The sequence below is a fragment of the Janthinobacterium sp. HH102 genome, from assembly GCF_001758625.2.
GTDB lineage: Bacteria > Pseudomonadota > Gammaproteobacteria > Burkholderiales > Burkholderiaceae_D > Janthinobacterium.
In genome coordinates this window covers 877,775-904,300 of the sequence record NZ_CP062062.1, presented here as the reverse complement: position 1 = coordinate 904,300, position 26,526 = coordinate 877,775, and the positions used below count along the sequence as shown (strand labels likewise).

28 protein-coding genes are annotated in these 26,526 nt (G+C 61.9%); 2 read left to right on the top strand and 26 right to left on the bottom strand.

The window, feature by feature from the left end; translation table 11 throughout:
- Positions 1–247 precede the first annotated feature (247 nt).
- Positions 248–1,192, bottom strand: coding sequence for a subclass B3 metallo-beta-lactamase (bla, locus tag JAB4_RS04115; protein ID WP_070221619.1), 945 nt, complete (start codon positions 1,190–1,192; stop codon positions 248–250).
- Between the two features lie 138 nt (positions 1,193–1,330).
- On the opposite strand from bla, the gene JAB4_RS04110 reads away from it, so the two are divergent.
- Positions 1,331–2,134: a metallophosphoesterase family protein gene (locus JAB4_RS04110; RefSeq protein ID WP_070221620.1), complete on the top strand. Its 804-nt coding sequence runs from the start codon at positions 1,331–1,333 to the stop codon at positions 2,132–2,134.
- Here the strand turns inward: JAB4_RS04110 and JAB4_RS04105 are convergent.
- The gene (locus JAB4_RS04105; RefSeq protein WP_070221621.1) at positions 2,131–2,658 is read right to left on the bottom strand and encodes a dihydrofolate reductase family protein; all 528 of its coding nucleotides are present in this window, start codon (positions 2,656–2,658) and stop codon (positions 2,131–2,133) included. The two genes, JAB4_RS04110 and JAB4_RS04105, sit on opposite strands and share 4 nt — an antisense overlap.
- A gap of 41 nt (positions 2,659–2,699) precedes the next feature.
- Here JAB4_RS04105 and JAB4_RS04100 point away from each other — a divergent pair, with 41 nt between their 5' ends.
- Complete coding sequence (locus tag JAB4_RS04100) at positions 2,700–3,296, top strand: TetR/AcrR family transcriptional regulator (RefSeq protein ID WP_175444787.1); 597 nt, start codon at positions 2,700–2,702, stop codon at positions 3,294–3,296.
- Between the two features lie 30 nt (positions 3,297–3,326).
- Here JAB4_RS04100 and JAB4_RS04095 read toward each other — a convergent pair whose 3' ends face one another.
- The 24 genes from JAB4_RS04095 to ubiE form a co-directional block, all read right to left on the bottom strand.
- Positions 3,327–4,004 (bottom strand): type 1 glutamine amidotransferase domain-containing protein, encoded by a 678-nt coding sequence (locus tag JAB4_RS04095; protein ID WP_070221623.1) that lies wholly within the window; start codon positions 4,002–4,004, stop codon positions 3,327–3,329.
- Between the two features lie 22 nt (positions 4,005–4,026).
- Positions 4,027–5,190: an iron-containing alcohol dehydrogenase gene (locus JAB4_RS04090; RefSeq protein ID WP_070221624.1), complete on the bottom strand. Its 1,164-nt coding sequence runs from the start codon at positions 5,188–5,190 to the stop codon at positions 4,027–4,029.
- 81 nt (positions 5,191–5,271) lie between these two features.
- The gene (locus JAB4_RS04085) at positions 5,272–5,874 is read right to left on the bottom strand and encodes a TetR/AcrR family transcriptional regulator (RefSeq protein ID WP_070221625.1); all 603 of its coding nucleotides are present in this window, start codon (positions 5,872–5,874) and stop codon (positions 5,272–5,274) included.
- A gap of 66 nt (positions 5,875–5,940) precedes the next feature.
- Positions 5,941–7,350, bottom strand: a complete 1,410-nt coding sequence (locus JAB4_RS04080) for a hypothetical protein (RefSeq protein ID WP_070221626.1) — start codon at positions 7,348–7,350, stop codon at positions 5,941–5,943.
- Between the two features lie 261 nt (positions 7,351–7,611).
- Positions 7,612–7,740, bottom strand: coding sequence for a hypothetical protein (locus JAB4_RS30890; RefSeq protein ID WP_265334702.1), 129 nt, complete (start codon positions 7,738–7,740; stop codon positions 7,612–7,614).
- A gap of 45 nt (positions 7,741–7,785) precedes the next feature.
- A complete protein-coding gene (locus JAB4_RS04075; RefSeq protein ID WP_070221627.1) occupies positions 7,786–8,565 on the bottom strand; it encodes an enoyl-CoA hydratase in 780 nt (259 codons plus the stop codon).
- A 73-nt stretch (positions 8,566–8,638) separates the two neighbouring features.
- Positions 8,639–9,835: an acetyl-CoA C-acyltransferase gene (locus JAB4_RS04070; RefSeq protein WP_070221628.1), complete on the bottom strand. Its 1,197-nt coding sequence runs from the start codon at positions 9,833–9,835 to the stop codon at positions 8,639–8,641.
- Positions 9,836–9,903: 68 nt separating this feature from the next.
- Positions 9,904–10,401 carry a YiiD C-terminal domain-containing protein gene (locus JAB4_RS04065; protein ID WP_227742090.1) on the bottom strand — a complete coding sequence of 166 codons (498 nt, stop codon included), beginning with the start codon at positions 10,399–10,401 and terminating at the stop codon, positions 9,904–9,906.
- Positions 10,402–10,412: 11 nt separating this feature from the next.
- Positions 10,413–12,812, bottom strand: a complete 2,400-nt coding sequence (locus JAB4_RS04060; RefSeq protein WP_070221629.1) for a 3-hydroxyacyl-CoA dehydrogenase/enoyl-CoA hydratase family protein — start codon at positions 12,810–12,812, stop codon at positions 10,413–10,415.
- A gap of 14 nt (positions 12,813–12,826) precedes the next feature.
- Positions 12,827–14,617, bottom strand: coding sequence for an acyl-CoA dehydrogenase C-terminal domain-containing protein (locus tag JAB4_RS04055; protein WP_034753387.1), 1,791 nt, complete (start codon positions 14,615–14,617; stop codon positions 12,827–12,829).
- A gap of 78 nt (positions 14,618–14,695) precedes the next feature.
- Positions 14,696–15,298: a TetR/AcrR family transcriptional regulator gene (locus JAB4_RS04050; protein WP_034753385.1), complete on the bottom strand. Its 603-nt coding sequence runs from the start codon at positions 15,296–15,298 to the stop codon at positions 14,696–14,698.
- Positions 15,299–15,555: 257 nt separating this feature from the next.
- Positions 15,556–15,945 (bottom strand): RNA-binding S4 domain-containing protein, encoded by a 390-nt coding sequence (locus JAB4_RS04045; protein ID WP_070221630.1) that lies wholly within the window; start codon positions 15,943–15,945, stop codon positions 15,556–15,558.
- Positions 15,942–17,105 (bottom strand): cardiolipin synthase ClsB, encoded by a 1,164-nt coding sequence (gene clsB, locus JAB4_RS04040; RefSeq protein WP_070221631.1) that lies wholly within the window; start codon positions 17,103–17,105, stop codon positions 15,942–15,944. Before clsB ends, JAB4_RS04045 begins: the two co-directional genes overlap by 4 nt.
- A 9-nt stretch (positions 17,106–17,114) precedes the next feature.
- Positions 17,115–17,936, bottom strand: a complete 822-nt coding sequence (locus JAB4_RS04035; protein WP_070221632.1) for an endonuclease/exonuclease/phosphatase family protein — start codon at positions 17,934–17,936, stop codon at positions 17,115–17,117.
- A 97-nt stretch (positions 17,937–18,033) separates the two neighbouring features.
- On the bottom strand, positions 18,034–18,327 hold the full coding sequence (locus JAB4_RS04030) for a hypothetical protein (protein ID WP_099409257.1): 294 nt from the start codon (positions 18,325–18,327) through the stop codon (positions 18,034–18,036).
- Between the two features lie 19 nt (positions 18,328–18,346).
- Positions 18,347–18,811 carry a dihydroneopterin triphosphate diphosphatase gene (nudB, locus tag JAB4_RS04025; RefSeq protein WP_070221634.1) on the bottom strand — a complete coding sequence of 155 codons (465 nt, stop codon included), beginning with the start codon at positions 18,809–18,811 and terminating at the stop codon, positions 18,347–18,349.
- Positions 18,812–18,895: 84 nt separating this feature from the next.
- Positions 18,896–20,692, bottom strand: a complete 1,797-nt coding sequence (aspS, locus tag JAB4_RS04020) for an aspartate--tRNA ligase (protein WP_070221635.1) — start codon at positions 20,690–20,692, stop codon at positions 18,896–18,898.
- A 69-nt stretch (positions 20,693–20,761) separates the two neighbouring features.
- Positions 20,762–21,403: a DUF502 domain-containing protein gene (locus tag JAB4_RS04015; RefSeq protein ID WP_034778417.1), complete on the bottom strand. Its 642-nt coding sequence runs from the start codon at positions 21,401–21,403 to the stop codon at positions 20,762–20,764.
- 40 nt (positions 21,404–21,443) lie between these two features.
- Positions 21,444–21,752 (bottom strand): FmdB family zinc ribbon protein, encoded by a 309-nt coding sequence (locus JAB4_RS04010; RefSeq protein ID WP_070221636.1) that lies wholly within the window; start codon positions 21,750–21,752, stop codon positions 21,444–21,446.
- 80 nt (positions 21,753–21,832) lie between these two features.
- The gene (locus JAB4_RS04005; RefSeq protein ID WP_070221637.1) at positions 21,833–22,435 is read right to left on the bottom strand and encodes a methyltransferase; all 603 of its coding nucleotides are present in this window, start codon (positions 22,433–22,435) and stop codon (positions 21,833–21,835) included.
- A 19-nt stretch (positions 22,436–22,454) separates the two neighbouring features.
- The gene (gene ubiB, locus JAB4_RS04000; RefSeq protein WP_070221638.1) at positions 22,455–24,026 is read right to left on the bottom strand and encodes a ubiquinone biosynthesis regulatory protein kinase UbiB; all 1,572 of its coding nucleotides are present in this window, start codon (positions 24,024–24,026) and stop codon (positions 22,455–22,457) included.
- Positions 24,023–24,661 (bottom strand): SCP2 sterol-binding domain-containing protein, encoded by a 639-nt coding sequence (locus JAB4_RS03995; RefSeq protein WP_070221639.1) that lies wholly within the window; start codon positions 24,659–24,661, stop codon positions 24,023–24,025. Before JAB4_RS03995 ends, ubiB begins: the two co-directional genes overlap by 4 nt.
- Positions 24,662–24,813: 152 nt before the next feature.
- Complete coding sequence (locus JAB4_RS03990) at positions 24,814–25,743, bottom strand: Tim44-like domain-containing protein (RefSeq protein ID WP_070221640.1); 930 nt, start codon at positions 25,741–25,743, stop codon at positions 24,814–24,816.
- Positions 25,744–25,773: 30 nt separating this feature from the next.
- Positions 25,774–26,508 (bottom strand): bifunctional demethylmenaquinone methyltransferase/2-methoxy-6-polyprenyl-1,4-benzoquinol methylase UbiE, encoded by a 735-nt coding sequence (gene ubiE / locus JAB4_RS03985; RefSeq protein ID WP_034753359.1) that lies wholly within the window; start codon positions 26,506–26,508, stop codon positions 25,774–25,776.
- Positions 26,509–26,526 lie beyond the last annotated feature (18 nt).

The following is a 26,526-nucleotide window of genomic DNA, read 5'->3' as shown; positions in this document are numbered from 1 at the left end:
AGAAAAAAACCCCGGCGAGTTTCCTCACCGGGGTTTTGCAGGACACCGGCTCGGGATCGGCAATGTGCCGATGGCCCCGAGCGTCATGCACGGGGCTAGTGGTAGTACAACTTGCTGCCAGCCTGCTCGAACATGGGTTTCCTTTCTTTTGTCTGGTTAATCTGAACTGCGCTGAACTGCGGACGATGATTCTGCACCTTATGCTGCAGTGCGTCAACCGCTTTTCATGGCGAAGACGCCAACGTTGTTATTTTGTCGCGGCCGCTTTTTCCTTCGCGATGCGGGCATCGAGCTTGACTTCATTTTTGGCCGCGTAATTGCGGCACGCCTGCGCATCGATGAAAGGATTCGGCGTGACGCCTTCGAGCAATTGCGTCAGTTTCAGGTCGCCGCCCGAGTGGTCCGGGTGGGCCGAGATCAAAATGTCGCACGGCAGTTTGGCAAAGTCCTGCATGACGCGGCGGAAGGCCGGCGTCAGGTCCCCATGGCGGTCATCGCCCAGGTAGTGAAAATCGTCGGCCGCCACCGGCGTGAGGCTGGCGCCGAACACCACGTTCAGGCATTCCTGACGCTCGGCATCCTCGCACGAGACCCAGGTCCAGCTGGTGCTGCCCGGCGTATGGCCAGGCGTGTAGCGCGCCGTGACGGTCACCTCGCCCAGTTGCAGGGTTTCGCCATCGGCGATTTCGCGCACGTTTTCCACGGCCGGCATGGGGTCGATTTCGCCCGCCTGCGGATCCATGGCGAGCACCGAGCCCGCGCGCAGCGCCTGTGCACCGAGCGGGCTGGCGACCACCTGCGCGCCGCTGTCGCGGGCCAGGGCGGCGATGCCGCCCGAATGGTCGAAATGCGCTTCCGTATTCAGGATGAACTTGATGTCTTCCAGGCGAAAGCCCAGCTCGAGGATATGTTCCTTGATGGCGGCCACCGACTGCGGCAACGCGCCATCGATCAGGATCAAGCCGTCGCGCGTATCGATCAGCACCACGCTCAAGCCGCCCACGCCCACGTAATACGTGTCGCCGTGGATGCGTGCCGGCTGCTGCGGGCGGTTCCACTGCGCCGCATACGGCGAGGCGATCGGCTGCGTCAAGGGATCGACGGCGGGCGTGGCGGCATGCGCGGCAAATGGCAGCGCCAGGGCGGCCAGCGCGATGCTGAGCAGGGACTTGGGAAGGAAGAAAGGCGGCATGCGGCTCCAGTAATGAGTGTGCGGTAATCGATGCCAAAGAGTAACGTCGCTACCCTCGCGCGGTCAAGCAAGCCATCGTCCGGACTTGCGCTACGATAGAGGTCCATACACTTTCGTGCGCCCTGCCGCCCTATTGCCATGCGTTTGCTGATTCTGTCCGACCTGCACCTGGAAGTCTGGGGTGAAGACACGCCCGCCATCGACCTTGCCGCCAGCCGCCCCGACGTGGTGATCCTGGCCGGCGACATCGACACGGGCAGCAACGCCATCGCCTGGGCCGCGCGCACCTTCGGCGCCCTGCCCGTGCTGTACGTGCATGGCAATCACGAGGGGTATGGCCACCAGCTCGAACGCATGCAGGACGCCGTGCGCGACGCCTGCACCAGCGCCAATGCGCAGGGCGCCAACATCCGCCTGCTCGACGGCGACGCCGTGACGCTCGATGGCGTGCGCTTCCTCGGCGTCACGCTGTGGACGGATTTTCTGCTGTTCGGCGCCGAGCGCCGGGATGAAGCCTTGAGCGCGGCGCAAAGCTACATGCCCGACTACAAGCGCATCAGCACGGGCGGCGACACGCCGCGCCTGCTGTGCGCCAGCGACACGGCGCAGCTGCACGCGCAGCACCGCTCGTGGCTCGAGCAGCAGCTGGCGCAACCATTCGAGGGCAAGACGGTCGTCATCACGCACATGGCACCGTCGATGCTGTCGGTGGAAGAGCAATACGCGACAAACCTGGGCTCGCCCGCTTTCGCCTCGCAACTGGACGAGCTGGTAACCCAGGCCGACCTGTGGGTGCATGGCCACATGCACGCCTCGCTCGACTACCGCGTGCAAGGCTGCCGCGTCGTCTGCAATCCCTGCGGCTACAAGCGGCCCGACGGCACGCCGGAAAACGATCGCTACGATTCCGGCTTTATCGTCGATCTCGCCGGCACGGTTTAATTTTTCAGATAGCGCAGCTGCACCACGCCGCTGGGCAGCTGGCGCGTGTGGTCCAGGCGCCAGTCGCTGCGCGGCAAGCAATCCTCGAACAGGCGCACGCCCTTGCCCAGCACCACGGGCAGCACGGACAAGGTCAGGCTGTCGACGACGCCCTCGCGCAAGCCGGCGCGGATGACGGCGCCGCCATCGAGATACACGTGGCGGCAGCCGTCTTCGGCCAGCCCCTCCAGTACTTCACGCACGCTGCCCTCGCGGCGCTGCTCGCCATGGCGCGGCGCGAAGTCGCGGTGGCTCAATACCACCACGCGCTTGCCCGCATACGGCCACGGCTCGAATCCCAGCACGGCGTCATACGTGGTGCGGCCGATCAGCAAGGTATCGACCTGCTCCATCAAGGCAGTGTAGCCGGTGGCGTCGGGCGAGTCGGGCGCCAGCTCGGCCAGCCAGGACAGGTCGCCGTTTTCTCCGGCGATGCAGCCGTCGATGCTGATGCCGAGAAATACGCTGACAACAGGCTTTTTCATGGATGTTCCTTCAATTAATTCTACGGTGTAGAATTATGCCCATGAAAACCCCAAAACTTCAAGACCTGGAATCTCCCGTGCGCCGTGCCGGACGTCCGCGCCGCGTGGCGCCCGCGCTGGACAGCACCGCCATCCTGCAAGCGGCCTTGACCCTGCTGGAAGAGCAAGGCGAAGCGTTTTCCATGCGCGCGCTGGCGCAGCGGCTGGGCGTCGATGCCATGGCCCTGTATCACTACTATGCGGGAAAAGAGGAGTTATTACTGGCCCTGATGGCGCAGCGTTTTGCCGCGCTCGATCCGCGCCAGCCGCCGTTTACGCAACGCCAGGGGCCGCAGCGCCGCCTGCTCGCGCTGTGCGCGCTGTACCTGGAACTGGTCAGCGCCACACCGTATTTCGTGCGCCTGATGGCACGCGGACTCGTGACGCAAGCCGATGTGGCTGAGCGCTTTACGGCGCTGTTCGAGCTGGCCGTGGAGGCCCTCGATCTGGATAAAAAAACCCGGCTGCGCGGGCGCGACGCGCTCGTCGATTTCCTGCATGGCTATGCACTGGCGGGCAGGCCCGCCAGCGAGACGGCCTGGCATGCGTCCGTCGGCCTGATCCTGGCGGGCATGGCCGCCGGACGCAGCGGTGGATGACGCCCGGCGGCCGGCCGTACTAGCGGGGCATCAAGCCAGCAGCTTGAGCAGCGCCTGGGCGGCCACTTCCGACGAGGCCGGGTTCTGGCCCGTGACCAGCAAGCCATCGGTGACGGCGTACGGCTGCCAGTCGCCCAGCTTCGAGTAAACGCCGCCGTTTTGCTTGAGCATGTCCTCGACGAGGAAAGGCACGATGGCCGTCAAGCCGACGGCGTCTTCCTCGGTATTCGTAAAGCCCGTCACCTGCTTGCCGCGCACCAGCGGCGACCCGTCGGCCGCCTTCACGTGGCGCAGCACGCCAGGCGCGTGGCAGACGGCGGCGACGGGCTTGCCGGCGGCGATCATCTGCTCGATCAGCGCGATCGAGTGCGGGTCTTCAGCCAGGTCCCACAGCGGGCCATGGCCGCCCGGGTAGAACACGGCGTCAAAGTCGGCCGCCTTCACCTCGGCCAGCTTGCCCGTGTTGGCCAGCACGGCTTGCGCAGCGGCGTCCTGCTTGAAGCGGCGCGTGGCGTCCGTTTGCGAATCGGGCTCGTCGCTTTTCGGGTCCAGCGGCGGCTGGCCGCCGTTGGGCGAAACCACCGTCAGCTGCGCGCCCGCTTCCTGCAAGGCATAGTAGGGCGCGGCGAATTCTTCCAGCCAGAAGCCGGTTTTCTTGCCCGTGTCGCCCAGTTGATCGTGCGAGGTCAGTACCATCAGGATGTTCATGTTGTTTCCTTTTATGTCAGGGTTACAGTGCTGCTTCGAGGATACGGCGGCTACGCGCGAGGTCGATATCGCGGTGTTCGCCGAGGGAGGTCATGCCATGTGCTTCCAGTTGCGTCAAAACCGCTTCCACCGCTTCCTGGCCCAGCTGATAGGCCGACAAACGGGTCGGAATGCCCAGCCCTTCAAAGAAGGCGCGGGTGCGGGCGATGGCGGCGGCGATGCGCTCGTCGTCGCTGCCCTGCGTGATGTTCCAGACACGTTCGCCATATTGCAGCAATTTGCCGCGTTTCTGCTCGCGCTGCACGTCCAGCAGTGCGGGCAGCACCAGGGCCAGGGTGCGCGCATGGTCGATGTCGTACAGGGCCGTCAGTTCGTGGCCGATCATGTGGGTGGCCCAGTCCTGCGGCACGCCGGCGCCGATCAGGCCATTCAGGGCCAGGGTGGCCGTCCACATCAGGTTGGCGCGCGTGGCGTAATCGTCGGGTGAGGCGACCGCCTGCGGCGCGATCTCAACCAGGGTCTGCAGCAAGCCTTCGGCAAAGCGGTCCTGCACCTTCGCCTGCACCGGATAGGTCAGATACTGTTCCGTGGTGTGGACGAAGGCGTCGACCAGGCCATTGGCTACCTGCGTGGCCGGCAAGGTAAACGTTTTGCCGGGGTCGAGCACGGAAAACTGCGGGTACAGCAGCGGGTTGCGAAAACTCAGCTTGGCATGCGTGGCTTTTTTCGTCACCACGCCGCCGCTGTTCATTTCCGACCCGGTGGCCGGCAAGGTCAGCACCGTGCCGAACGGCAGGGCGCGCTGCACGTTGGCGCCGCCGCGCTCGGCGATTTCCCACGGCTCGCCGTCATACAGGGCGGCCGCGGCGACGAACTTGGTGCCGTCGATCACGGAGCCGCCGCCGACGGCCAGCAGGAAGTCCAGCTTCTCGCTGCGCACCTGTGCCACGGCGCGCATCAGGGTTTCATAGCTGGGATTGGGTTCGATGCCGCTAAACTCCTGCACCGTGCGCTGGCCCAGCGCAAGAGCAGTGCGCACTTCGGCCAGGGTGCCCGTCTTTTCCGCGCTGGCGCCGCCGTACAAGATCAGCACGCGCGCATCGTGCGGCACCAGGGTGGACAATTTGGCGACGGTATCAAGACCGAAGACGATACGGGTCGGGTTGTGGAATTCAAAATTCTTCATGCTGCTCCTTTATTATTAGACTGGTCGTCTAGAATGCGGTTCAAAAAACGCGGACGTCTGTCATCCGCGTACCTGGCGCCCTTATTGATCCGGCGGCAGCTGCAGCATGGCCAGGGTCGCCCGCCAGGCCGTTTGCAAGGCGCTGGCGTCGCGCCGCAGCTTGGTCAACATGGCCGCGCCCAGCCACAGCTGGTACAAGGTGGCGGCCATCTGCGCCGGGTCGGCCACCGATGGCAGCGTATCGTCCACCCTGCCCCGCGCGATGGCCAGGGCCAGCCTGGCGATGATGCGGTCGGTGCCGCCAAGCAGCGCCACGCGCATCGGTTCCGACATGTCCGCCACTTCGCTGCTGAGCTTGACCACCAGGCAACGGCAGTCGCAGCCGCTGCCATCGAGGCTGTCGCTGGTCCAGCTGGCCCAATACGCCATCAGCGACTGCGCCGCGTTCCGGCCGGGCTGGCCCAGCACGCGCTCCATTTCGTCCAGGTAGCGCGTTACGTAGTCTTCCAGCATCGCTACACCAAACAATTCCTTGGACTTGAAGTAATGGTAGAACGAACCCTTGGGCACATCGGCGGCCGATAAAATCTCGTTCAGCCCCACGCCGGCAAAACCCTTGCGCGTGATGATGGCCTTGCCCTGGTCGATAATGTGCTGGCGCACGTCGGTGTATTCAGCTTTCATGCGGGGCATTGTAGCACAATTAGACCAGTCGTCTAGATCCGTCTATTTCAATTCAGCGACGGCGAACTACGCGCGCTTGTCACGCATGGCGTCTTCACCAGGATTCTCGCGCAGATCGATGGCGCCATGGTCCTGGGCACGCCATTCGCGGCGCAATTGCGCCATCCTGTTGAAGGCGGCCCTCGCCAATTTCCACCAGGCGAATGGACGCGGATCGGCCAGCATGCTGAGCGCCCTGGAATAATCGAGCGTCAACCCGGGCGTCCACGCCATCGTCACGGCACGCTTGCGGATCTGGGCGGCTACCCACAACTCCGGCGTCGCCAGGATGCGGAAAAACACTCTCCAGCCTGCGCGATCCCCATACAGGCGGCCAACGGCGCCGTCGATCGCCGCCTCCAATGCCCGGGCAACAGTACTGGAACAATTACGATGCGTGAGATTGTAAGTCTCGTCGCAGCGATACTGTCGCCAGAAAGCCTGCAGCTGGCGCGGGTCGTAATTCCGGATACGGACCTGAACGGTGGACGGGCACCATGCCTTGAATTCTGTCGCATAATCCGGCTGGAATACGCCCGGCACGTCATTCTCCCGGGTGGCGCGCAGCAGGCGCCCGAAATCGTCCGGCGAACGGTCGATCTCTGTGCGCGGATAGAGGCTGATATAAATACCTTCAGGCGATTCCAATGCCGCATGCCCGGTAGAGATCACGCCGTTGACATCGACTGCGGCGATATAGCGATCGACAATCGGATAATGTTGGGTCGGCGACCTGGCTGAACCGGCAGGCGTCCAGACATGCACCGTCAGCGCCTGTTCATGCTCCGCTGGAGGACCGTCCCACTCCACTTGGGTATATGCAGAAGCAAGGTGTTCATCCGGCTGGACTGCGGAATGCGCCGATTCCGACAGGGCCGGATTACCGCTCATGCGACGAACACGGGTTGCCAGCCCCATCAAATTGGCGCCGCCAAACATCAGAAACAGGCCCAGGCAATACGGTAGTGTTCCAACATAATGCGTCGGATATGGCTGATAAAAGAAGATTGCCAGCGCAATCTCGGCCAGGCCCCAGGAAAACGCCACGCGCCAGCGCCGATAGCGGACCATGTAGGCAGAGACGCACTGTATCAGTCCGTCGGCGAGAAAAAGCGTTCCAAAAATCATCGATAACAGGAAATTGCCATGGTGGTGACCGGCGAAGATCAGCATCGCCGCCAGCACCACGGCGCAGCCTTTCACGTAGCGCAAGATGCGCTGTCCGCCGACGCCAGTCCATGCCACAGCCAGCGTTGCCAGACCTTCGACCAGGAACAGGTAAGCAAAAAAATTGATCGGGAAGTACATCGCATTGTCGAGCGCGTCAATAAAGATGACCAGGCCTGCGAGCAGCCATATCAATCCGATCAGCAGGATACTGCGCCAGCGCTTGCGTAGATATTCAACGCCCAATAACAGCAACACCAATCGAATCATGAATGCTCCTCCTGTTTTACCTGCAGCAGCAATACCCGGACAATACGCGTCAACTGGTCGTCATGGCCGTGAAAATACATGACGATGAACTTTCACATCATTTGAGAATGGAAACTATCGCAATCCATGCATTAGCATAAAACATGAAATTCATCAGGAAAGTATCATAAAAGATAAAAATGTCAGGTTTGCTTGTCGGCAGCCGTAGCCGCACCAAGCAATCGTTATTGGACCCTGTTTTCAATCAGGCTCGCCGCGACGTCAAGACCAGCCCCCGTTGCAGGGGCGCAGCTGAGAAACTTCTTTTATATTCAATGAGTTGCGGTAGCGGCTGTAAACGTGGTCGTTTTCGCGCTGACCGGCCACCGCATTCTCATCGTCGATCGTCATTTCCGCATCAGATGGTGAAGGTCCGACGCGATGTCAGACCCTGCCTTAGGCGAACTTCTTGAAATCCGGCTTCCTCTTTTCAAAGAAGGCCGTAAACGCTTCCTTCGCCTCGGCGCCGCCCAGCATGGCGCTGAACAGTTTGTTTTCCTCGGCGATGGCCGCCTTCATCGGTTCCATGCGGCTTTGCTTCATCAGGCGCTTGGTGGCGCGGATCGAGGCCGCCGGCAGGGCCACCAGCTTGGCCGCCTGGCCTTGCGCGAAGGTCATCAAGTCATACAGGGGCACGACCTTCGACACCAGGCCCATTTCCAGCGCTTCGCTGGCCGGGAACGATTCGCCCAGCATCAATTTTTCCGCTGCGCGCGGGTAGCCGGCCAATTGGGTGAGCAGCAGGCTGGAGCCGAATTCCGGGCACAGGCCCAGCTGCGTGAACGGCATCGAGAAGCTGGCGTTGTCTGCCGCGTAGACGAGATCGCAGTGCATCAGCAAGGTCGTGCCGATGCCGATGGCCGGGCCGGACACGGCCGCCACCACGGGCTTGCTGCTGCCGTACAGGGCGCGCATGAACTGGAACACGGGACGGTCATGGTCGAGCGAGCCATCCTTCGGACGCGCCGTCTTCATGAAGTCATCGAGGTCGTTGCCGGCCGTGAAAATCTCGCGCTTGCCGCAGATCAGGATGGCGCGTACGGCGTCGTCCGTCTCTGCCGCCACCAGCGCGTCGGCCAGGGTCTGGTACATGGCGCCCGTGATCGCATTCTTGCGTTCCAGGCGGTTGAATTCCAGGGTCAGAATGCCCTCGCTCTTGCTGCACAAAATATCCATGTCGTCTCCAAAAAGATAAAGGGCGCCGGGGTAATCCCGCAGCGCCCTGTTTTATTGCTTTAGCCCGTCGAACTTAGACGCGTTCAAAAATTCCGGCGGCGCCCATGCCTGCGCCCACGCACATCGTCACCATGCCGTACTTCTGCTTGGTGCGCTGCAGCGCGTGAATCACGGTCGCGGCGCGGATGGCACCGGTGGCGCCCAGAGGGTGGCCCAGGGCGATCGCGCCGCCCATCGGGTTCACCTTCGATGGATCCAGGCCCAGGTCACCGATGACGGCCAATGCCTGTGCGGCAAACGCTTCGTTCAGCTCGATCCAGTCCAGCTGGTCTTGCGTGATGCCGGCGGCGGCGCACGCTGCTGGAATGGCAAATTTCGGACCGATGCCCATGATTTCCGGCGGCACGCCGCGCACGGCGAACGAGGAGAATTTCGCCAGCGGGGTCAGGTTATGCTCCCGCAAAATCTTCTCGCTGACGATCAGCAGCGCGCCGGCGCCGTCGGACATCTGCGAGCTGTTGGCGGCCGTGACGGTGCCCTTGGCGGCGAACACTGGTTTCAGTTTTGCCAGCGACTCCATCGACGAATCGGCGCGTGCGCCTTCGTCAGTGTCGACGGTGCGGCGCGATACGTCCACCTGGCCCGTAGCCAGGTTCGGCGTGCGCGTGATGATTTCCACGGGCGTCGTTTCCGCCTTGAAGAAACCGGCTTGCTGCGCGGCGATGGCGCGGCGGTGCGATTCGACGGAGAACGCGTCCTGCTGTTCGCGCGACACTTTCCATTGCTGCGCCACTTTCTCGGCCGTCAGGCCCATGCCGTAGGCCATGCCGATGTTCTCGTCGCTGAACATGTCCAGGTTCATCGATGGATGGTGGCCCATCATCGGCACCATCGACATCGATTCGATGCCGCCGGCGATCATCACGTCGGCTTCGCCCACGCGGATGCGGTCGGCCGCCATGGCGATGGCCGTGATGCCCGAGGCGCAGTAGCGGTTGACGGTGACGCCACCGACGGTTTTCGGCAAGCCGGCCAGCAGCACCGAATTACGCGCGATATTGAAGCCCTGCTCCGCTTCCGGGAACGAGCAGCCGATGATGGCGTCGGTGATCAATGCAGGGTCCAGGCCAGGCGCTTGCGCCAGGGCCGATTGCAGCACGCGCACCAGCAGGTCGTCCGGGCGGGTGTTTCTGAACATGCCGCGCGGCGCCTTGCCGATCGGGGTACGGGTTGCAGAGACGATGTAGGCGTCTTGAAGTTGTTTGCTCATTTTGTTCTTTCAAAGATGTTGAACGAGGTTCGTGTTCTGTCGAATGTCCGGGGTAGTCAGGTTGCCGCTTAGCGCTTCTGCGACAGATACCAGTCCACCGTCACCTGTGCCGCCAGCGTGCCTTCGGTATCGAAAATATCGACTGCCACGGGAAACGCCACCTTGCCGTCCTGCGCCAGCTGCGCCTTCAGTGCGGCCAGGTCGCCCGGCACGCGGCCTTCGGCGCGCGTCGCGCCCCGGGCCACCTTCTGGTACTGAATGCGCGACTCCTTGGCCACCGGGCGCAAGCCCAGTATCAGCTCGGCGAAGCCGCCAGCCATGGCCGCGCCGGAAGCCGTTTCGGCCAGGGTAAACAAGGCGCCCGCATGCTGCGTGCCCAGGTGATTATGTAGTTTGGGATCGTCCGGCAGCGACACCTTCGAGGTGCCGGCGCCGATCTCGTCGATGCTGATCCCCAGCAGCCGCACGAAGGGCAAGGTGTCCATCATCTGTTGTTTGATACGGTCATACACCATGCTTGGCCTCACGCGCAGCAGTACTTTAAATACGAGGGACAGGATCGTCATCGACGTTGTGCTTAGTTGCGTACCGGCTTACCGGTCTGCATCATGCCCATGATCCGTTCCTGGGTTTTCGGATGGTTCAACAGCTCCAGGAATGCCTTGCGTTCCATATCCAGCAGCCACTGTTCGCTGACGAAACTGCCCTGGTCCACGTCGCCGCCCGATACGATCTCGGCGATCATCTCGCCCAGCTTGAAATCGTGCGCCGAAATGAAGCCGCCGTCGCGCATGTTGACCAGCTGCGCCTTGATGGTGCCCCAGCCGTAACGGCCCGTGACCTGGATCAGCGAAGGAAGCGCCGGACGGAAGCCCGCGTCGAACATGGCGCGCGCTTCGACCTTGGCCACGTGCAGCAGCTCGTAGGCGTTGAACACGATTACGTCGTCTTCCTTCAGGTAGCCCATCTTCTTCGCTTCCAGCGCCGATTTCGACACGTTGGCGGTGGCCGCATTGGTAAAGCCCGTTTTCAGGAATTGCAGGATGTCGTTACCCTTGGCTTCCTTGTAGGCGCGCTGCGCCGCTTCCTTCAAGCCGCCGCCGGCAGGAATCAGGCCCACGCCCACTTCCACCAGGCCGATATACGACTCGATCGAGGCCACGCGCTTCGATGCATGCAGCGCCAGTTCGCAACCGCCGCCCAGTGCCAGGCCAGCGACCGCGGCGATCACCGGCACGTTCGCGTACTTCAGCGACATGAAGGTGTTCTGCAGTTCGGCGATGATCGGATCGACGGCTTTCACGCCGCCTTGCATGAAGGCCGGCAGGGCCGATTGCAGGTCGGCGCCGGCCGAGAAGGCGCCGCCTTCGGCTGCGTCCGCGTGCCAGATCACCAGGCCCTTGAAGTTCTTTTCCGCTTCGGCCAGGGCCAGTTTCAGGCCATTGATGACGCCTTCGCCGATCACGTGCATCTTCGTCTTGAACGAGATGATCAGGACGTCGTCGCCCGTATGCCAGACGCGCACGGATTCGTCTTCGAAGACGGTGGTGCCGGCGGTCTTGCCGTCGACGGCGCCGCTGCCCAGGACTGGCGCGCGGAACTGCTGGCGGTCGTAGACGGACAGGTTAGAGCGTGGCACGAAGCTGTTCGACACGGCGGAGTACGAACCTTCCGGCGTGTGCACGCCGCCTTTTTCAGCGACCGGGCCTTCGAAGACCCAGGCAGGCAAAGGCGCGTTGCACAGCGCGTGGCCGGCGTCGATGTCTTCCTTGACCCAGTTGGCCACTTGCAGCCAGTTCGATGCCTGCCACGTTTCAAACGGGCCCACGTTCCAGCCGAAGCCCCAGCGCATGGCGAAGTCGATGTCGCGCGCGTTGTCGGCCACGGTGTCCAGATGGATGGCGATGTAGTGGAAGGCGTCGCGGAAGATCGCCCACAGGAACTGGCCTTGCGGATTCGTCGATTCGCGCAGCGCCTTCATCTTCTTGACCGGATCCTTTTCCTTCAGGATGCGGGCGATGATGTCGGCGGCCTTGGCGCCGCCGGCCACGTATTCACCGGTGGCGAAGTCGAGGCGTTGGATTTCCTTGCCGACCTTCTTGTAGAAGCCCGCGCCGCTCTTCTGGCCCAGCGCGCCCTTTTCCACCAGCTGCGCCAGCACGGCCGGCGTCTTGTAGACGGCGGCGAACGGATCGTTCGGCAGGTAGTCCTGCATGGTCTTGATCACATGGCCCATGGTGTCCAGGCCGACCACGTCCGCCGTGCGGAAGGTGCCCGACTTGGCGCGGCCCAGTTTGGAACCGGTCAGGTCATCGACGACGTCCACGGACAGGCCGAATTTTTCCGCTTCATGCACGATGGCCAGGATGCCGAACACGCCCACGCGGTTGGCGATGAAGTTCGGCGTATCCTTGGCGCGGACCACGCCCTTGCCCAGGGTGGTGGTCAAAAAGCCTTCCAGCTGGTCGGCGATTTCAGGCTTGGTGAACGCGGTCGGGATGATCTCGACCAGGTGCATATAGCGCGGCGGATTGAAGAAGTGCACGCCGCAGTAGCGCGATTTCAGGTCGGCGTCGAAGCCTTCGGCCAGCTTGGTGATCGACAGGCCCGAGGTGTTCGAGGCGAAGATCGCGTTCGGGCCGATGTGCGGGGCCACCTTCTGGTACAGGTCGTGTTTCCAGTCCATGCGCTCGGCGATGGCTTCGATGATCAGGTCGCAACCGGCCAGCAGGTCCAGGTTGTCTTCGTAGTTGGCCACCTGGATCAGCGCGGCGTCATCCTTGTTGCCCAGCGGGGCAGGCGACAGCTTTTTCAGGTTCTCGATGGCGCGCAGCACGATGCCATTCTTTGGACCTTCCTTGGCCGGCAGGTCGAACAGCACGACCGGCACTTTCGCGTTGATGCAATGGGCGGCGATCTGCGCGCCCATCACGCCGGCGCCGAGGACGGCTACTTTTTTAACGATGAAATTGGTCATATTTTCCTCAAGTCTTAGAACAGGTCTGCGTCGAGTGCCATCAGGTTGGCCGAACCGGAACGCGCCTGACGGATCAGGGTTGCCGTCTCAGGCTGCAAGCGGGCGAAGTAGAAACGTGCGGTAGCCAGTTTGGCGGTGTAGAACTTGTCGCCGCTGGATTCTTTTTCGAGGGCGATCTTGGCCATCTGCGCGAACAGGTAGCTGTAGATCATGTGGCCGACGACGCGCAGGTAAGGCACGCATGCCGCGCCCACTTCGTCAGGGTTCTGGAAGGCCTTCATGCCGATTTCCATGGTCAGCTTGGTGACTTTGTCGCCCAGGTCGCCCAGTGGCGTGACGAATTCGCTCATCGCTTCATCGGTGCCGTTGTCTTCGACGAAAGCCTTGATCTTTTCGCCGAACTTGCGCAGCTTGGCGCCGTTGTCGCCGAGGATCTTGCGGCCCAACAGGTCCAGCGACTGGATCGTGTTCGTGCCTTCGTAGATCATGTTGATGCGCGCGTCGCGCACATACTGTTCCATGCCCCATTCCGAGATGTAGCCGTGGCCGCCGAACACTTGCATCGCGTCCGAGGTGGCGATCCAGGCGTTGTCGGTAATGAAGGCCTTGATAACAGGGGTCAGCAGCGCCACTTCGTCGGCCGCTTCCTTGCGCACGTCGGCGTCCGGGTGGTGCAGTTCGCGGTCGATCTGCAGCGCCACGTACGAGGTGAAAGCGCGCGCGCCTTCCGCGTAGGCTTTACCCGTCAGCAGCATGCGGCGCACGTCAGGATGCACGATGATGCGGTCGGCCGGCAGTTCCGGGTTCTTGATGCCGGACAGCGAACGCATTTGCGTGCGGTCCTTGGCGTAGATCAGCGCGTTCTGGTAGGCGATTTCCGTCAGGCCCAGCGACTGCATGCCCACGCCCAGACGGGCCGCGTTCATGAAGACGAACATGGCGTTGAGACCCTTGTTCGGCTGGCCGATGATCCAGCCTTTCGCGCCGTCCAGGTTCATCTGGCAGGTCGAATTGCCGTGGATGCCCATTTTTTCTTCGATGGCGCCGCAGGTGATCGGGTTGCGTTCGCCGACCGTGCCATCCGCGTTCGGCAGGAATTTCGGCACCAGGAACAGCGAGATGCCTTTCGAGCCTTCCGGCGCATCCGGCACGCGGGCCAGCACCAGGTGCAGGATGTTTTCCGCCATGTCGTGCTCGCCGGCCGAGATGAAGATCTTGTTGCCGGTGATGGTCCAGGAACCGTCCGCCTCAGGCAGCGCTTTCGAGCGCAGCAGGCCCAGGTCGGTGCCGCAATGCGGTTCGGTCAGGCACATGGTGCCCGTCCATTCGCCCGACACCAGCTTCGGCAGGTAGACTTCCTTCTGGTGGTCGGTGCCGTGTTCCTTCAGGCACTCGTAGGCGCCGTGCGACAGGCCCGGGTACATGGACCAGGCCTGGTTCGACGAGTTCAGCATTTCATAGAACGAATTGTTCAGCACGACAGGCAAGCCCTGGCCGCCGTATTCCGGATCGCAAGCCAGTGCCGCCCAGCCGCCTTCGACGTACTGCTTGTAGGCTTCTTTAAAACCTTTAGGCGTGGTCACGCTTTTCGTGACGGGGTCGTGGTGGCAGCCCTCGCGGTCGCCGGAATGGTTCAGCGGGAACAGTACTTCGGAGGTGAATTTGCCGCCCTCTTCCAGCACCTGGTTGATGATGTCGGCGTCGACGTCGGCGTACGACGGCATTTGCTTCAGTTCTTCTTCCACTTGCAGGAATTCATGCAGGACGAATTGCATATCCCGGATTGGCGCGACGTATTGACCCATAATTTTCTCCTGAAGGCGATTAGCTAAAGTGTTGTACTTGTAAGTGCGTGTGCGTTGTTGCGGATACTGCCTGACGGCTTATTTGCTTGTGACGGAATTCTGGTACGACGCCAGCAGGCGGATAAAGCCCGCTTGCGCCCGTTCGATGCTGCCCGGCACGCGCAGGAAGCGCGCGTCGTGATGCAGGGCCAGGATCAGGCCATACATCTCGTACACCAGCTGCTGGGCGTCCGTATCCGCTTTCAGGTCGCCCGTGGCGATCGATTGCTCGACACAGCGCAGCAGCGCGCCCTGCCAGGCCCGCACCATGGCCACCAGGGCCTCGCGGATGGGACCGGGACGGTCGTCATACTCGACGGCGCCACTGATATAGATGCAGCCGGAAGCGATTTCCACGCTGACCCGCTTGACCCAGCGCGCAAACATCGATTGCAGGCGCTGGATGCCGCGTGGTTCTTTCATGCTGGGGAAAAAGACTTCTTGCTCGAAACGATAGTGATAAAGCTTCAGCACTTCCATCTGCAAGTCCTCGCGCGAGCCGAAGTGGGCAAATACGCCCGACTTGCTCATGTTCATTTTGTCCGCAAGCAGCCCAATCGTCAGGCCTTCCAGGCCGTCGCGGCTGGACAGGTCCAGCGCCACGTCGAGGATGGCTGCACGGGTCAGCTCGCCCTTGCGCATGAATTTGACTGAAGTATTCAAGATGTCCGTTCTAAAAGTGATGTTGCCGATTTGGCGGACTGAAGCGAGGGTAAAAAAAAGCACGCTTCGAAAAAATCCGAACGCTCGTACTATTATCCACTACCACGTAAAAGTCAAACGGGAACTTTAGAGCCGGCGTTCTATTGGTGCAGCGCAGCATTTTCTGACTGCGTGTTTGTATCGGTTTCAGACGGCAAAAGCGCCGTGCGCCCTTGCCTTGCAGCAACAATCGCGCCTCAGTCGAGGCCGCCAGCCTTGCTCAATTGCCGGCGGTCGCGCTTGGTCGGCCGCCCCTTGATGGTGGTGCCCGGTTCGCGGAACAGCTTGCGCTCCTCGGCCAGCTGCTCGCGGCGGGCGATGCTGGCCGGCGTTTCTTCATACAGCAGGCGCGCCACGGGTGCCGCGCCGCGCTTGTCGGACAGGCCCAGCACGGTCACTTCCCACGTCTCCGCACCATTGTCGATGGCCAGCTCGTCGCCCACGCGCAGGCTGCGCGCCGGTTTCACGCGCTCGCCGCCCACTTTGACCTTGCCCGTGTCGACGGCTTCGCTGGCCAGCGAGCGCGTCTTGAAGAAGCGCGCCGCCCACAGCCATTTGTCCAGCCTGACCGTTGTCATCTCGTTCATGCGTACTTGCCTACTGAAAAAATGCGCATCACCAGCCGGTACACGAGGAAGGCGGCTTCGTAACCGATGCGCCGGAAACGGCCGATGTGCTTGAAATCATCCTGGTGAATCACGATGCCGTCGGCCACGCCTTGCTCGATATGCTGGCGCAGGCTTTGCGCGAAGGCCACGTCCTTGATCACCACGTTCGCTTCCTGGTTCAAAAACAGGCTCAGCGCGTCAATATTGCTCGAACCCACCGTCGCCCAGTCGTCGTCGACGACGGCGACCTTGGCGTGCAGCTGCGTCTTGCGGTATTCGACGATTTTCACGCCGGCAGCTAGCAGTTTCGGGTAAAACGAGTGCGCCACAGCATCTTGCATGCGGAATTCGCCCACGCCGATCAGCAGTACCACGTCGACGCCCCGCTGGGCCGCCTGGGCCAGGGCGTGGCGCAGCTTGTGACCGGGCGCGAAATACGGGTTGGCCAGCATCACGCTTTTCCTCGCCTGGCCCAGCGCCTGCAGGTAGGCGCGCTGGATGGTGCGGCGGTTGCGCAGGTTGTCGCGCACGACAAAACCGGCCACGACGGGGTTTTTCGCCAGCTCCTTGCTGACGACGCGCATCTTGCGGTACAGCTTGATACGCCGCACCAGGTTCATCTTGCCCAGACGCGCCCACTGCGCCTGCACCTCTTCATGGATAGCGTCCACCAGCGGACCCTTCACCTGCACGGCGAAATCCCAGCGCGGCGCTTCCAGGCTGATGCTGTGATCGTAGTCGCAAAACATGTCGTCGTTGATATTGATGCCGCCCACCAGGGCGATCTCGCCATCGGCGACGCAGATCTTGCGGTGCGTTCGCGTGATGCCGCGCCGGAACCAGGGATTGAAGATGCGGTGGTGCACGCCGGCCGCTTCCAGCTGCGCATGCATGGCCTTGACGCGGCGGTTGCCCGTGCCGAACCAGTCCGTGATCATGCACACCAGCACGCCGCGCGCGGCCGCCCGTTTCAGGGCGTCGAGCACCAGGGTGCCCGTGGCGTCATCGGCAAAGATATAGGTTTCGAAATAGACTTCCGAGCGTGCGCCGTCAATGGCCGCTATGAGCGCGGGAAAGTAATCGGTGCCGCAATACAGCAGCTTGATGTCGTTGTGGGCGATGAAATTGACTGTGCGCATGCCGGCAGTCTACGCGAGTTTCAAAGCAGCAACTATCGGCGCGTGGTCCGACAATTTTGCCCACAGGGTGCCATGCATCACTTGTGCACCTTCCACGTGGAAACCGCGCACATAGATGCGGTCCAGGCGGAACCACGGCAAGGCGGCGGGAAAGGTGCGTGCCGGTACGGGGACGGGTGTTTTCGTCTGGCGCCGCGCCAGGGTGCGCACGAGGTCACCCAGGGCCGAGTTCGATGCACGCTGGTCAAACACTTCCACCACGCCCAGCGCATTGCGCAGCTTGTCGCTGAGCGTGTTGCGCCAGTCGTTGAAGTCGCCCGCGATGATGACGGGTTCGCCGTTGGGCGCCGATTCCATCACGGCATCGATCAGCGCCTGCGTCTGCCGTCCCCGCCCCGATTCGAACAGGCCCAGGTGGACCACGTAGCAATGCACGTCGGCCTGCGGCGTCTTGAGCACGCAATGCAGGATGCCGCGCTGCTCGTAGGCATGGTCGGACACGTCATGGTTGGTTTGCGAGGCGATGGGAAATTTGCTGAGCAAGGCGTTGCCATGGTGGCCATGGTCGTACACGGCATTCATGCCGTAGGCGGAATGGTGCTCGGCGCCGGCAAAGAATTCATGCTGCGACGCTTCCGGCCAATGCTTGTGGCCATTTTTCTCGGCGCCAAAGCGGGCCGCATTGCGGTCGTGCTTGCCTTGCACCTCTTGCAGGAAGACGACATCGGCATGGAACAGGGCGATCGCCTGCTTCAATGCGTGGACTCTGGGCAAGCCCCGCACGGAAGAGACGCCCTTGTGGATATTATAAGTTGCTACGCGGATTTTCATGCATGGATTCTACTCCCAGACGGGCCCCGCGCGGCGCCAGCGTAGGTGCGCGTGCGCACCTAATTCCTCGATTGGCTCGCCTTCGGCCTCGCCTGGCTCAGGCAAACATGCGCGCCAGGCCGCTGGCGACACTGACGCCGGCCGCCGCGATGCCGGCGGACCACACCACCTTGACCAGCAACGGTGCGCCGCGCCAGGCCACCGTGCGCTTGCCCTTGCTAAACATACCGGGATGCAACAGCAGTCCCACCACCATCAGCGGCAAGCCGACGGGCGGCGTGCGTTCGGGCGGCGTGTACAGGCTGGCCGCCACAATCACGACCAGGCACAGCGCCAGGCAGAATGTGCCGGCCAGTTTTTGTTGCAAGGAGAGATTAAACCAGTTCAACATGGATAGCTTTCGAATGAGATCAACGATGGCGCGCCAGGCCCGTCATGGCCGGCAATTGCAGAATCGCTTCCGCGTTGGACGACGAGAAACAGCGGTCGGCCGCCGCCAGATAAGGCAGCCACGCGTATTGCAGGTGTTCGCGGGGGCTCAGGGTGATGGCGATGTCGCGCGGCACTTGCACGCTGAACACGTGTTCCGTGTTGCGCGTCACGCCGGGCGCATAGCGGTGGCGCCAGATCGGATAGATCTCGTACACATTCGACAAGTTCCAGTCGCGCAGCACGATATCGCATCCATCGGCAACGATGCCGGTCTCCTCGCACAGTTCGCGTGCGGCCGTCTGCAGCAGCGGTTCGTCGACGGCATCGACGGAACCCGTCACCGATTGCCAGAAGCCGGGCTGGCCCGCGCGTTCGATGAGCAAGACGTCAAGGTCAGCCGTATGAATGACGACCAGCACGGAAACAGGAATTTTATGAGTCATATCAACAATGAAAAAGGCGCCACGACAGCGCCTTTTTTTGCATAGTGGATCAAACAGCGGCCGCCGGGGCAGCCGCATGCTTCATTACACTACTTTAGGCTCGGCGCTGCGCAAACGGATGTGCAGTTCACGCAATTGCTTTTCGTCCACTTCCGACGGCGCATGGGTCAGCAAGTCTTGCGCGCGCTGGGTTTTCGGGAAGGCGATCACGTCGCGGATCGATTCGGAACCCGTCATCATGGTCACGATACGGTCCAGGCCGAATGCCAGGCCGCCATGCGGTGGCGCGCCGTATTGCAGGGCGTCGAGCAGGAAGCCGAACTTCAGCTGCGCTTCTTCCGCATCGATCTTCAATGCGCGGAACACTTTCGACTGCACTTCTTCGCGGTGGATACGGATCGAACCGCCGCCCAGTTCCCAGCCGTTCAAGACCATGTCGTAGGCCTTGGCGATGCAGGCGCCCGGATCGCTTTCCAGCATGTCTTCATGGCCGTCTTTCGGCGCCGTGAAGGGATGGTGGGTCGCCGTCCAGCGGTCCGCTTCTTCGTCGTGCTCGAACATCGGGAAGTCGACCACCCACAATGGCTTCCACACGTCTTCGAACAGGCCGGCTTTCTTGCCGAACTCGCTGTGACCGATTTTCACGCGCAGCGCGCCGATGGCGTCGTTGACTACCTTGGCCTTGTCGGCGCCGAAGAAGATCAGGTCGCCGTCTTGCGCGCCCGTCTGCTCGAGGATCGTGGCCAGCACGTCGGCAGGCAGGAACTTGACGATCGGCGACTGCAAGCCTTCAGGACCCTTGGCTTTCTCGTTGACCTTGATGTAAGCGAGGCCCTTGGCGCCGTAGATGGCGACGAATTGCGTGTAGGCGTCGATTTCCGAACGGGGCATGCTGCCGCCTTGCGGTACGCGCAGGGCCACCACGCGGCCGCCTTTCATGTTGGCGGCGCCGTTGAAGACCTTGAACTCGACCGACTTCATGACTTCGGTCAAGTCCGTGAAGGCCAGCTTGACGCGCATGTCCGGCTTGTCGGAACCGTACAGGCCCATCGCTTCGGCGAAATCCATCACCGGGAACGGGTTCGGCAGGTCGATGTTCAGGGTGTTCTTGAAGACGACGCGGATCATGTCTTCGAACAGGTCGCGGATTTCCTGTTCCGTCAGGAACGAGGTTTCGCAATCGATCTGCGTGAATTCAGGCTGGCGGTCGGCGCGCAAGTCTTCGTCGCGGAAGCACTTGGTGATCTGGTAGTAACGGTCGAAGTTGGCGACCATCAACAGTTGCTTGAACAACTGTGGCGATTGCGGCAAGGCGAAGAAGCTGCCGGCGTTCACGCGCGACGGCACCAGGTAATCGCGCGCGCCTTCTGGCGTGGACTTGGTCAGCATCGGCGTTTCGATGTCGATGAAGCCCAGCGCGTCGAGGTACTTGCGCACTTCCATCGTCACCTTGTAGCGCAGGCGCAGGTTGTTTTGCATTTGCGGGCGGCGCAGGTCCAGCACGCGGTGCGTCAGACGCGTCGTTTCCGACAGGTTGTCGTCATCGAGCTGGAACGGCACGGGCACGGACGGGTTCAGCACTTCCAGCTCCGAGCAGACCACTTCGATCTTGCCCGATTTCAAGTTGTTGTTGATCGTGCCTTCGATACGGTTGGTCACGACGCCCGTCACGCGCAGGCAGAATTCGTTGCGCACGGCTTCGGCGACCTTGAACATCTCCGCTTGTTCCGGGTTGCAGACGATTTGCACCAGGCCTTCGCGGTCGCGCAAGTCGATGAAAATCAGGCTGCCGTGGTCGCGGCGGCGATGTACCCAGCCGCACAGGCTGACGGTTTGTCCCAGCATGGCTTCGGTAACGAGGCCGCAGTATTCAGTACGCATAGACATAAAATTCTCAGTTCAGGTTAGTGAGTGTTCAATCCGGCCACGTCCCGCATGGGACGCCTGCCTTTATTCTTTGGCTGCCGGGGCCGGTACAGCAACAACTTCCGCAGGCGCCACCACGCCCATCGAGACGATATATTTGAGCGCCGCATCGACGCTCATGTCGAGTTCGACGACATCACTGCGCTTCATCATCAGGAAAAAGCCTGAGGTCGGATTCGGCGTCGTCGGCACGTACACGCTGACAAAGTCGCCCACCAGGTGGTTTGCCGCATCGCCGCCCGGCACGCCCGTCAGGAAAGCGATGGTCCAGGAGTTCTGGTGCGGATACGGCACCAGCACGGCCTTGCGGAAGGCATTGCCCGACGGGGAAAACAGGGTATCGGACACTTGCTTGACGCTCGAATACAGGGAATTGACGATGGGTATGCGTTGCAGCAATTTTTCCCACAGTTTCACCACGTAATTGCCGACCAGGTTATTCGTCAGCAAGCCCGTGAAGAACACGATCAGTACCGTCAATACCGTGCCCAGGCCGGGAATGGTGCTCAGCGCGGGAATCTTGTGGCCGAACCAGACGCTGGGCTGCGTACTGCCGGGCACCAGCAACAGCGACTGGTCCATCGTGCTGATGACCAGATTCAGCACCCAGGCCGTAATGGCCAGGGGCACCAAAATCAGTAATCCGGTAATAAAGTATTTACGCATCAGTTTCTCGGTAATGGATCGTATCGGCGCGGCGCGCTTTTCAGTCCGCTTTCGGCGCGGTGGCAGCAGGAGCGGGCGCAGGCGCAGCGGCAGGCGCGCTCTCGGCGGCCGGGGCAGGCTTGGCGTTATCGGCCGGGCCCGTCGGAATGGCCGTGGTGGGCGCCGTACCGCCGCGGAAATCGGTCGCGTACCAGCCAGTGCCCTTCAATTGGAAACCGGCGGCCGTCAATTGTTTCTTGAAACTGGGCTTGCCGCACGACAGGCACACCGTCAGTACTGGATCGGAGATCTTTTGCAAGACATCCTTGGCAAAACCACACTCGTCACAACGGTAAGCGTAAATCGGCATCTCTACTCCGAGAAAAAACTTCAAAAACCCTGAATTATAAAGCTTTTCCTTTGTCGCCAGCGGAAAATGCCCCGCCCGCTTCAGTCCGCCCGGCGGCGCCAGCTCATCCAGCGCTCCTTGCCGGCGAAGACGGCGATGGAATCGTCGACGGCCTCATCGGCCAGGCAGTCGAAATGCGGCACCAGCAATTCCTGCAGTTTCTCCCGCGAAATGCCGAACGGCGGCCCCTTGGCGTTGTCGTCAAAGAAAAAGTAACCGGCCAGCATGGCGCCCGGCGCCAGCAGCTGCGCCCAGCGGGCCGCCACTTGCGGCCACATGGCGCGCGGCATGGCGCACAAAAACGCCCGTTCATAGATCAGGTCCAGCGGTGCCTCGGGCTGCCAGGCAAAGAAATCCGCTTCCACCACCTGCCCTGCCCGCTCGCCCAGCTGGGCACGCGCGGCGGCCACGGCAGCCGGCGCAAAGTCGATGGCCGTGGCATCCCAGCCGTGATCGAGCATGAAGACCAGTTCATACGCGGAGCCGCAGCCGGGTATCAGGCAGCGCAGCGGCACCGGACTGCCGGCCACGAAGCTGCGCAGGCGGGACGGCACGCCGCCCTGGTCCCAGGGAGTGAATTGCTTTTCGAAACGCTCGTCCCAGAAGGCAGGCGAGAGCGGGTCGCGGTTGTGGAAGTCAGCCATCACTTACGTCCTCAGCGAGTTAAAACGGCAGTTGATGCCAGCGCATGAACACTTGCAAGCCCAGCGCGCCGAGGGCGAAGGCGCCGACAAAGTACACGATAAAACTCAGCAAGCGGTTCGTCTGGCGTTGCTCCGCCAGCAAGGTTTTCATCAGTTCCACGTCGTTTTCACGCGGTTCGCCATGCACGGTCAAGGCCTGGTGCAGCAAGCGCGGCAGTTGCGGGAAGATGTGCGCGTAACGGGGCGCCTCGGCGCGCAGGCGCTCCATGAAGCCTTGCGGCCCCACCTGGTTACTCATCCATTTTTCCAGGTAGGGCTTGGCCGTTTGCCACAGGTCCAGTTCCGGATCGAGCTGGCGGCCCAGGCCTTCGATATTGAGCAGGGTCTTTTGCAGCAGCACCAGTTGCGGCTGCACTTCCACGTTGAAGCGGCGCGAGGTCTGGAACAGCCGCAGCAATACTTGCCCAAAAGAAATATCCTTCAGCGGGCGGTCGAAGATCGGCTCGCAGCAGGCGCGCACGGCCGCTTCCAGCTCGTCGACGCGCGTGTCCTTCGGCGCCCAGCCCGATTCGATGTGCGCCTCGGCCACGCGCTTGTAGTCGCGGCGGAAGAAGGCGAGGAAGTTTTGCGACAGATAATCCTTGTCGTAGTCATTCAAGGTACCCACGATGCCGAAGTCGAGCGCGATGTAGCGGCCGAACGAGTCGGGCGCGATCGACACGAGAATATTGCCTGGGTGCATGTCAGCATGGAAAAAGCCGTCGCGGAACACTTGCGTGAAGAAAATCTCCACGCCATCGCTGGACAGTTTGCGCAAGTCCACGCCGGCCGCCACCAGGCGCTCGGTCTGCGACACGGGGATGCCGTACATGCGCTCCATGACGATGACGCTGCTGGAACAATAATCCCAGTGCATTTCGGGCACCAGCAGCAAGTCCGAGTTGGCGAAGTTGCGGCGCAGCTGGCTGGCGTTGGCCGCCTCGCGCATCAGGTCCAGCTCGTCGTGCAGGTATTTGTCGAACTCGCCCACCACCTCTTTCGGCTTCAGGCGCTTGCTGTCGGCCCACAGGCGACTGGTCCAGTCGGCGGCGATGTGCATCAGGGCCACATCTTCGTCGATCAGCTTTTTCATGCCTGGACGCAAGACCTTCACGGCCACTTCGCGGCCGTCTTTCAAAGTGGCAAAGTGCACCTGGGCAATAGATGCGGACGCCACCGGCTCGCGCTCGAAGCGGGCAAACAGTTGATCCGGGTGCGCACCGAGCGACTTGGTGATTTGCGCGATGGCCAGGTCGGAATCGAACGGCGGCACCCGGTCTTGCAGGCGCGCCAGTTCTTCGGCGATGTCGGGCGGCATCAAATCGCGCCGGGTCGACAGCACCTGGCCGAATTTGACGAAAATCGGGCCCAGCTCTTCCAGCGCCAGGCGCAGGCGCAAGCCCCGCGGCGACGACAGGTCGCGCCAGAAAATCAGGGTGTCGATCAATTTGGCGGTGCGGGGAACTTGCAGACCAGAAATCGCTATCTCATCCAGACCGTACTTGATGGAAACACGGATGATTTTAAACAGGCGCAGGAATTTCAATATCATGTAGACAAATCCGGTGAGGAGGACTGCGGCTGGACGGCGGCGGCCGCCTTTTCCAGCCGGGCAAGGCGCTTAGCCAGGCGTTCGACGTCATCGCGCACGCGCGTCACGCCAGCGGAATACTCTTGCAGGGTAGAAGGACGGATCAGCATCGGCTGTTCGTCGAGAAAATATTCGGCCACGTTTTCCGCCAGCTTTTGCTGGCCCGTGCGCACAAAGGCGGCGGCATCTTTCGCACCGGAAACAAGGCGCGTGGCCAGCATGGGACCGACGACCTTTTCCAGGTCGTGCTCGGCTTCCCAGCGCAAACCCTTGCTCAATTGCGAAATCGCATTGGCAAACTCGGCATCGCCTTCGATCTTGACGTAGGAAAACGTCCGCTCGCGGTTTTGCAGGATCAGCGGCACATCGGACAATTTCACGCGGATGGTCACATTGGCAACTACGTCCGCCGGTGCCGTTTCCAGCATGCCGGCGCTGTCGACGCGCAGGCGCAAGGCCACGGCGCCCGTGTCGATGCAGGCAAGCTTGCCGGCGTGCACCGCCAGCTGCTGGCGCGCCCACGGCTCCTGCGCCAGCAAATGGTTGATAGTCGCGATGACGGGCGTCATCAGGGAGAGATCGGAAAGTGGTGCCATCGTGTGCCTGCGCGCCAAACGCGCCCCTAAAAATGAAAAACCGCCCGTACAACAACGCGGGCGGTTTCGATCTTACCAGTTCAGCAGGAAATATCTGTCAAGCATCATGCATTCCGCATGGACTTAAGCCATTATTCAGCAAGTTTTTACAATTAATTCAATTGCTGGATGCCTGCCAGGACCCAGCCGCTGTTGCCGCTGACGGGTTTCGACATATTCCACACTTCCGCAAACGGTTCCGCTGCCGCGCCCGGCGCCGAACGGATCAGGCCCGTAAATTTCACGCTGGCCAGGTAATCGTTGACGCTCGTCTCGATACCGAGCAGTTCGGCATCGATGGTGACGACATCCGTAAAGTCCGGCTGCGCGCCACGTTCCTGGATTTGCATGCGCAGTTCCGCATACACTTCCGGCGACGTGAATTCGCGGATATCGTTGACGTCGGCCTTGTCCCAGGCCGCTTGCAGGCGAATGAAATTGCTTTTCGCGTGGCGCAGGAAGGCATCCTTGTCGAAGTCGCCTGGTACGCCCCATGGCGCGGCAACCGGTGCCGGCTTGTCCAGGCCAACGCCGGACGAAACGGGCTGCAGCGGCGGGATGCGCGAACCGATATCGGGCACGTTGCCGGCCGGTGCCGGCTGGTTGCCGAAACCGGCGAACGGCGCATTGCCGGCGTTAGTGTCGCGTTTGCCGCGCACCATGCGGTAGATGAAGAAGGCCACGCCGGCCAGCAAAGCCACCATCAGCAGGGTGCTGATCATGCTGGCCAGGGCGCCGCCCAGGCCAAAATGCGACAGCAAGGCGCCCAGACCCAGGCCCAGCAAGGCGCCGCCCAGCAAGCCTTTCCAGCGGCTCGGCGCCTTGGCGGCAGGCGCCGGTGCGGGGGCAGGAGCCGGTTGTGCCTGGCGCGGCGCGGCAGCCGGCGCCGGGGTGGGCGCAGGTGCAGGCGCCTGGCGGCCCACGTTTTGCGACTGGCGGCCAAACGAACGGCCACCGCCCATGGGACGGGCCAGCGCCTCGCCCAGCATGGATACCGTGGTCGCGGCCAGCATCATGCCGACCATAAATTTCTTCAATTTCATTCCATCTCCTAAATCACCAACGTTGATGCATTACATCTTGATACCGGTGTGCAAAGCGGCAATGCCTGCCGTCAAATTGTAGTACTGCACGCGTTCCAGGCCCGCCGTTTCCATCATGGTCTTCAAGGTTTCCTGGTCCGGGTGCATGCGGATCGATTCGGCCAGATAGCGATAGCTTTCCGCGTCGCCGGCGATTTTCTGGCCGAACCACGGCAAGACCGAGAACGAATACAGGTCGTACGGCTTTTGCAGCGGCGCTGCCACCTTGGAAAATTCCAGCACCAGCAGCTTGCCGCCCGGTTTCAGCACGCGGCGCATTTCCGCCAGCGCCACGTCCTTGTGCGTCATGTTGCGCAGGCCGAAGGCCACGCTGACGCGGTCGAAATAATTATCGGGGAATGGCAGTTTTTCCGCGTCACACAACAAGGTGGGGGTGAGCAAGCCGCGATTCAAGAGGCGGTCGCGGCCCACGCGCAACATCGATTCATTGATATCGGTCAGCCAGACTTCGCCCGTAGGGCCCGCCTGCTTGGCGAACGCCTTCGACAGGTCGCCCGTGCCGCCGGCGATGTCGAGCACCTTGAAACCGGGGCGCACGCCCGCGTTGGCGATGGTAAACGTCTTCCACAGACGGTGCAGCCCGCCCGACATCAAGTCGTTCATCACGTCGTATTTGGCAGCGACGGAATGGAACACCTTGGCGACTTCACGCACTTTGTCGTCTTCTGCAACTGTTTTGTATCCGAAATGGGTCGTATTGGTCATGGTAGGCAGTCTGTTTGA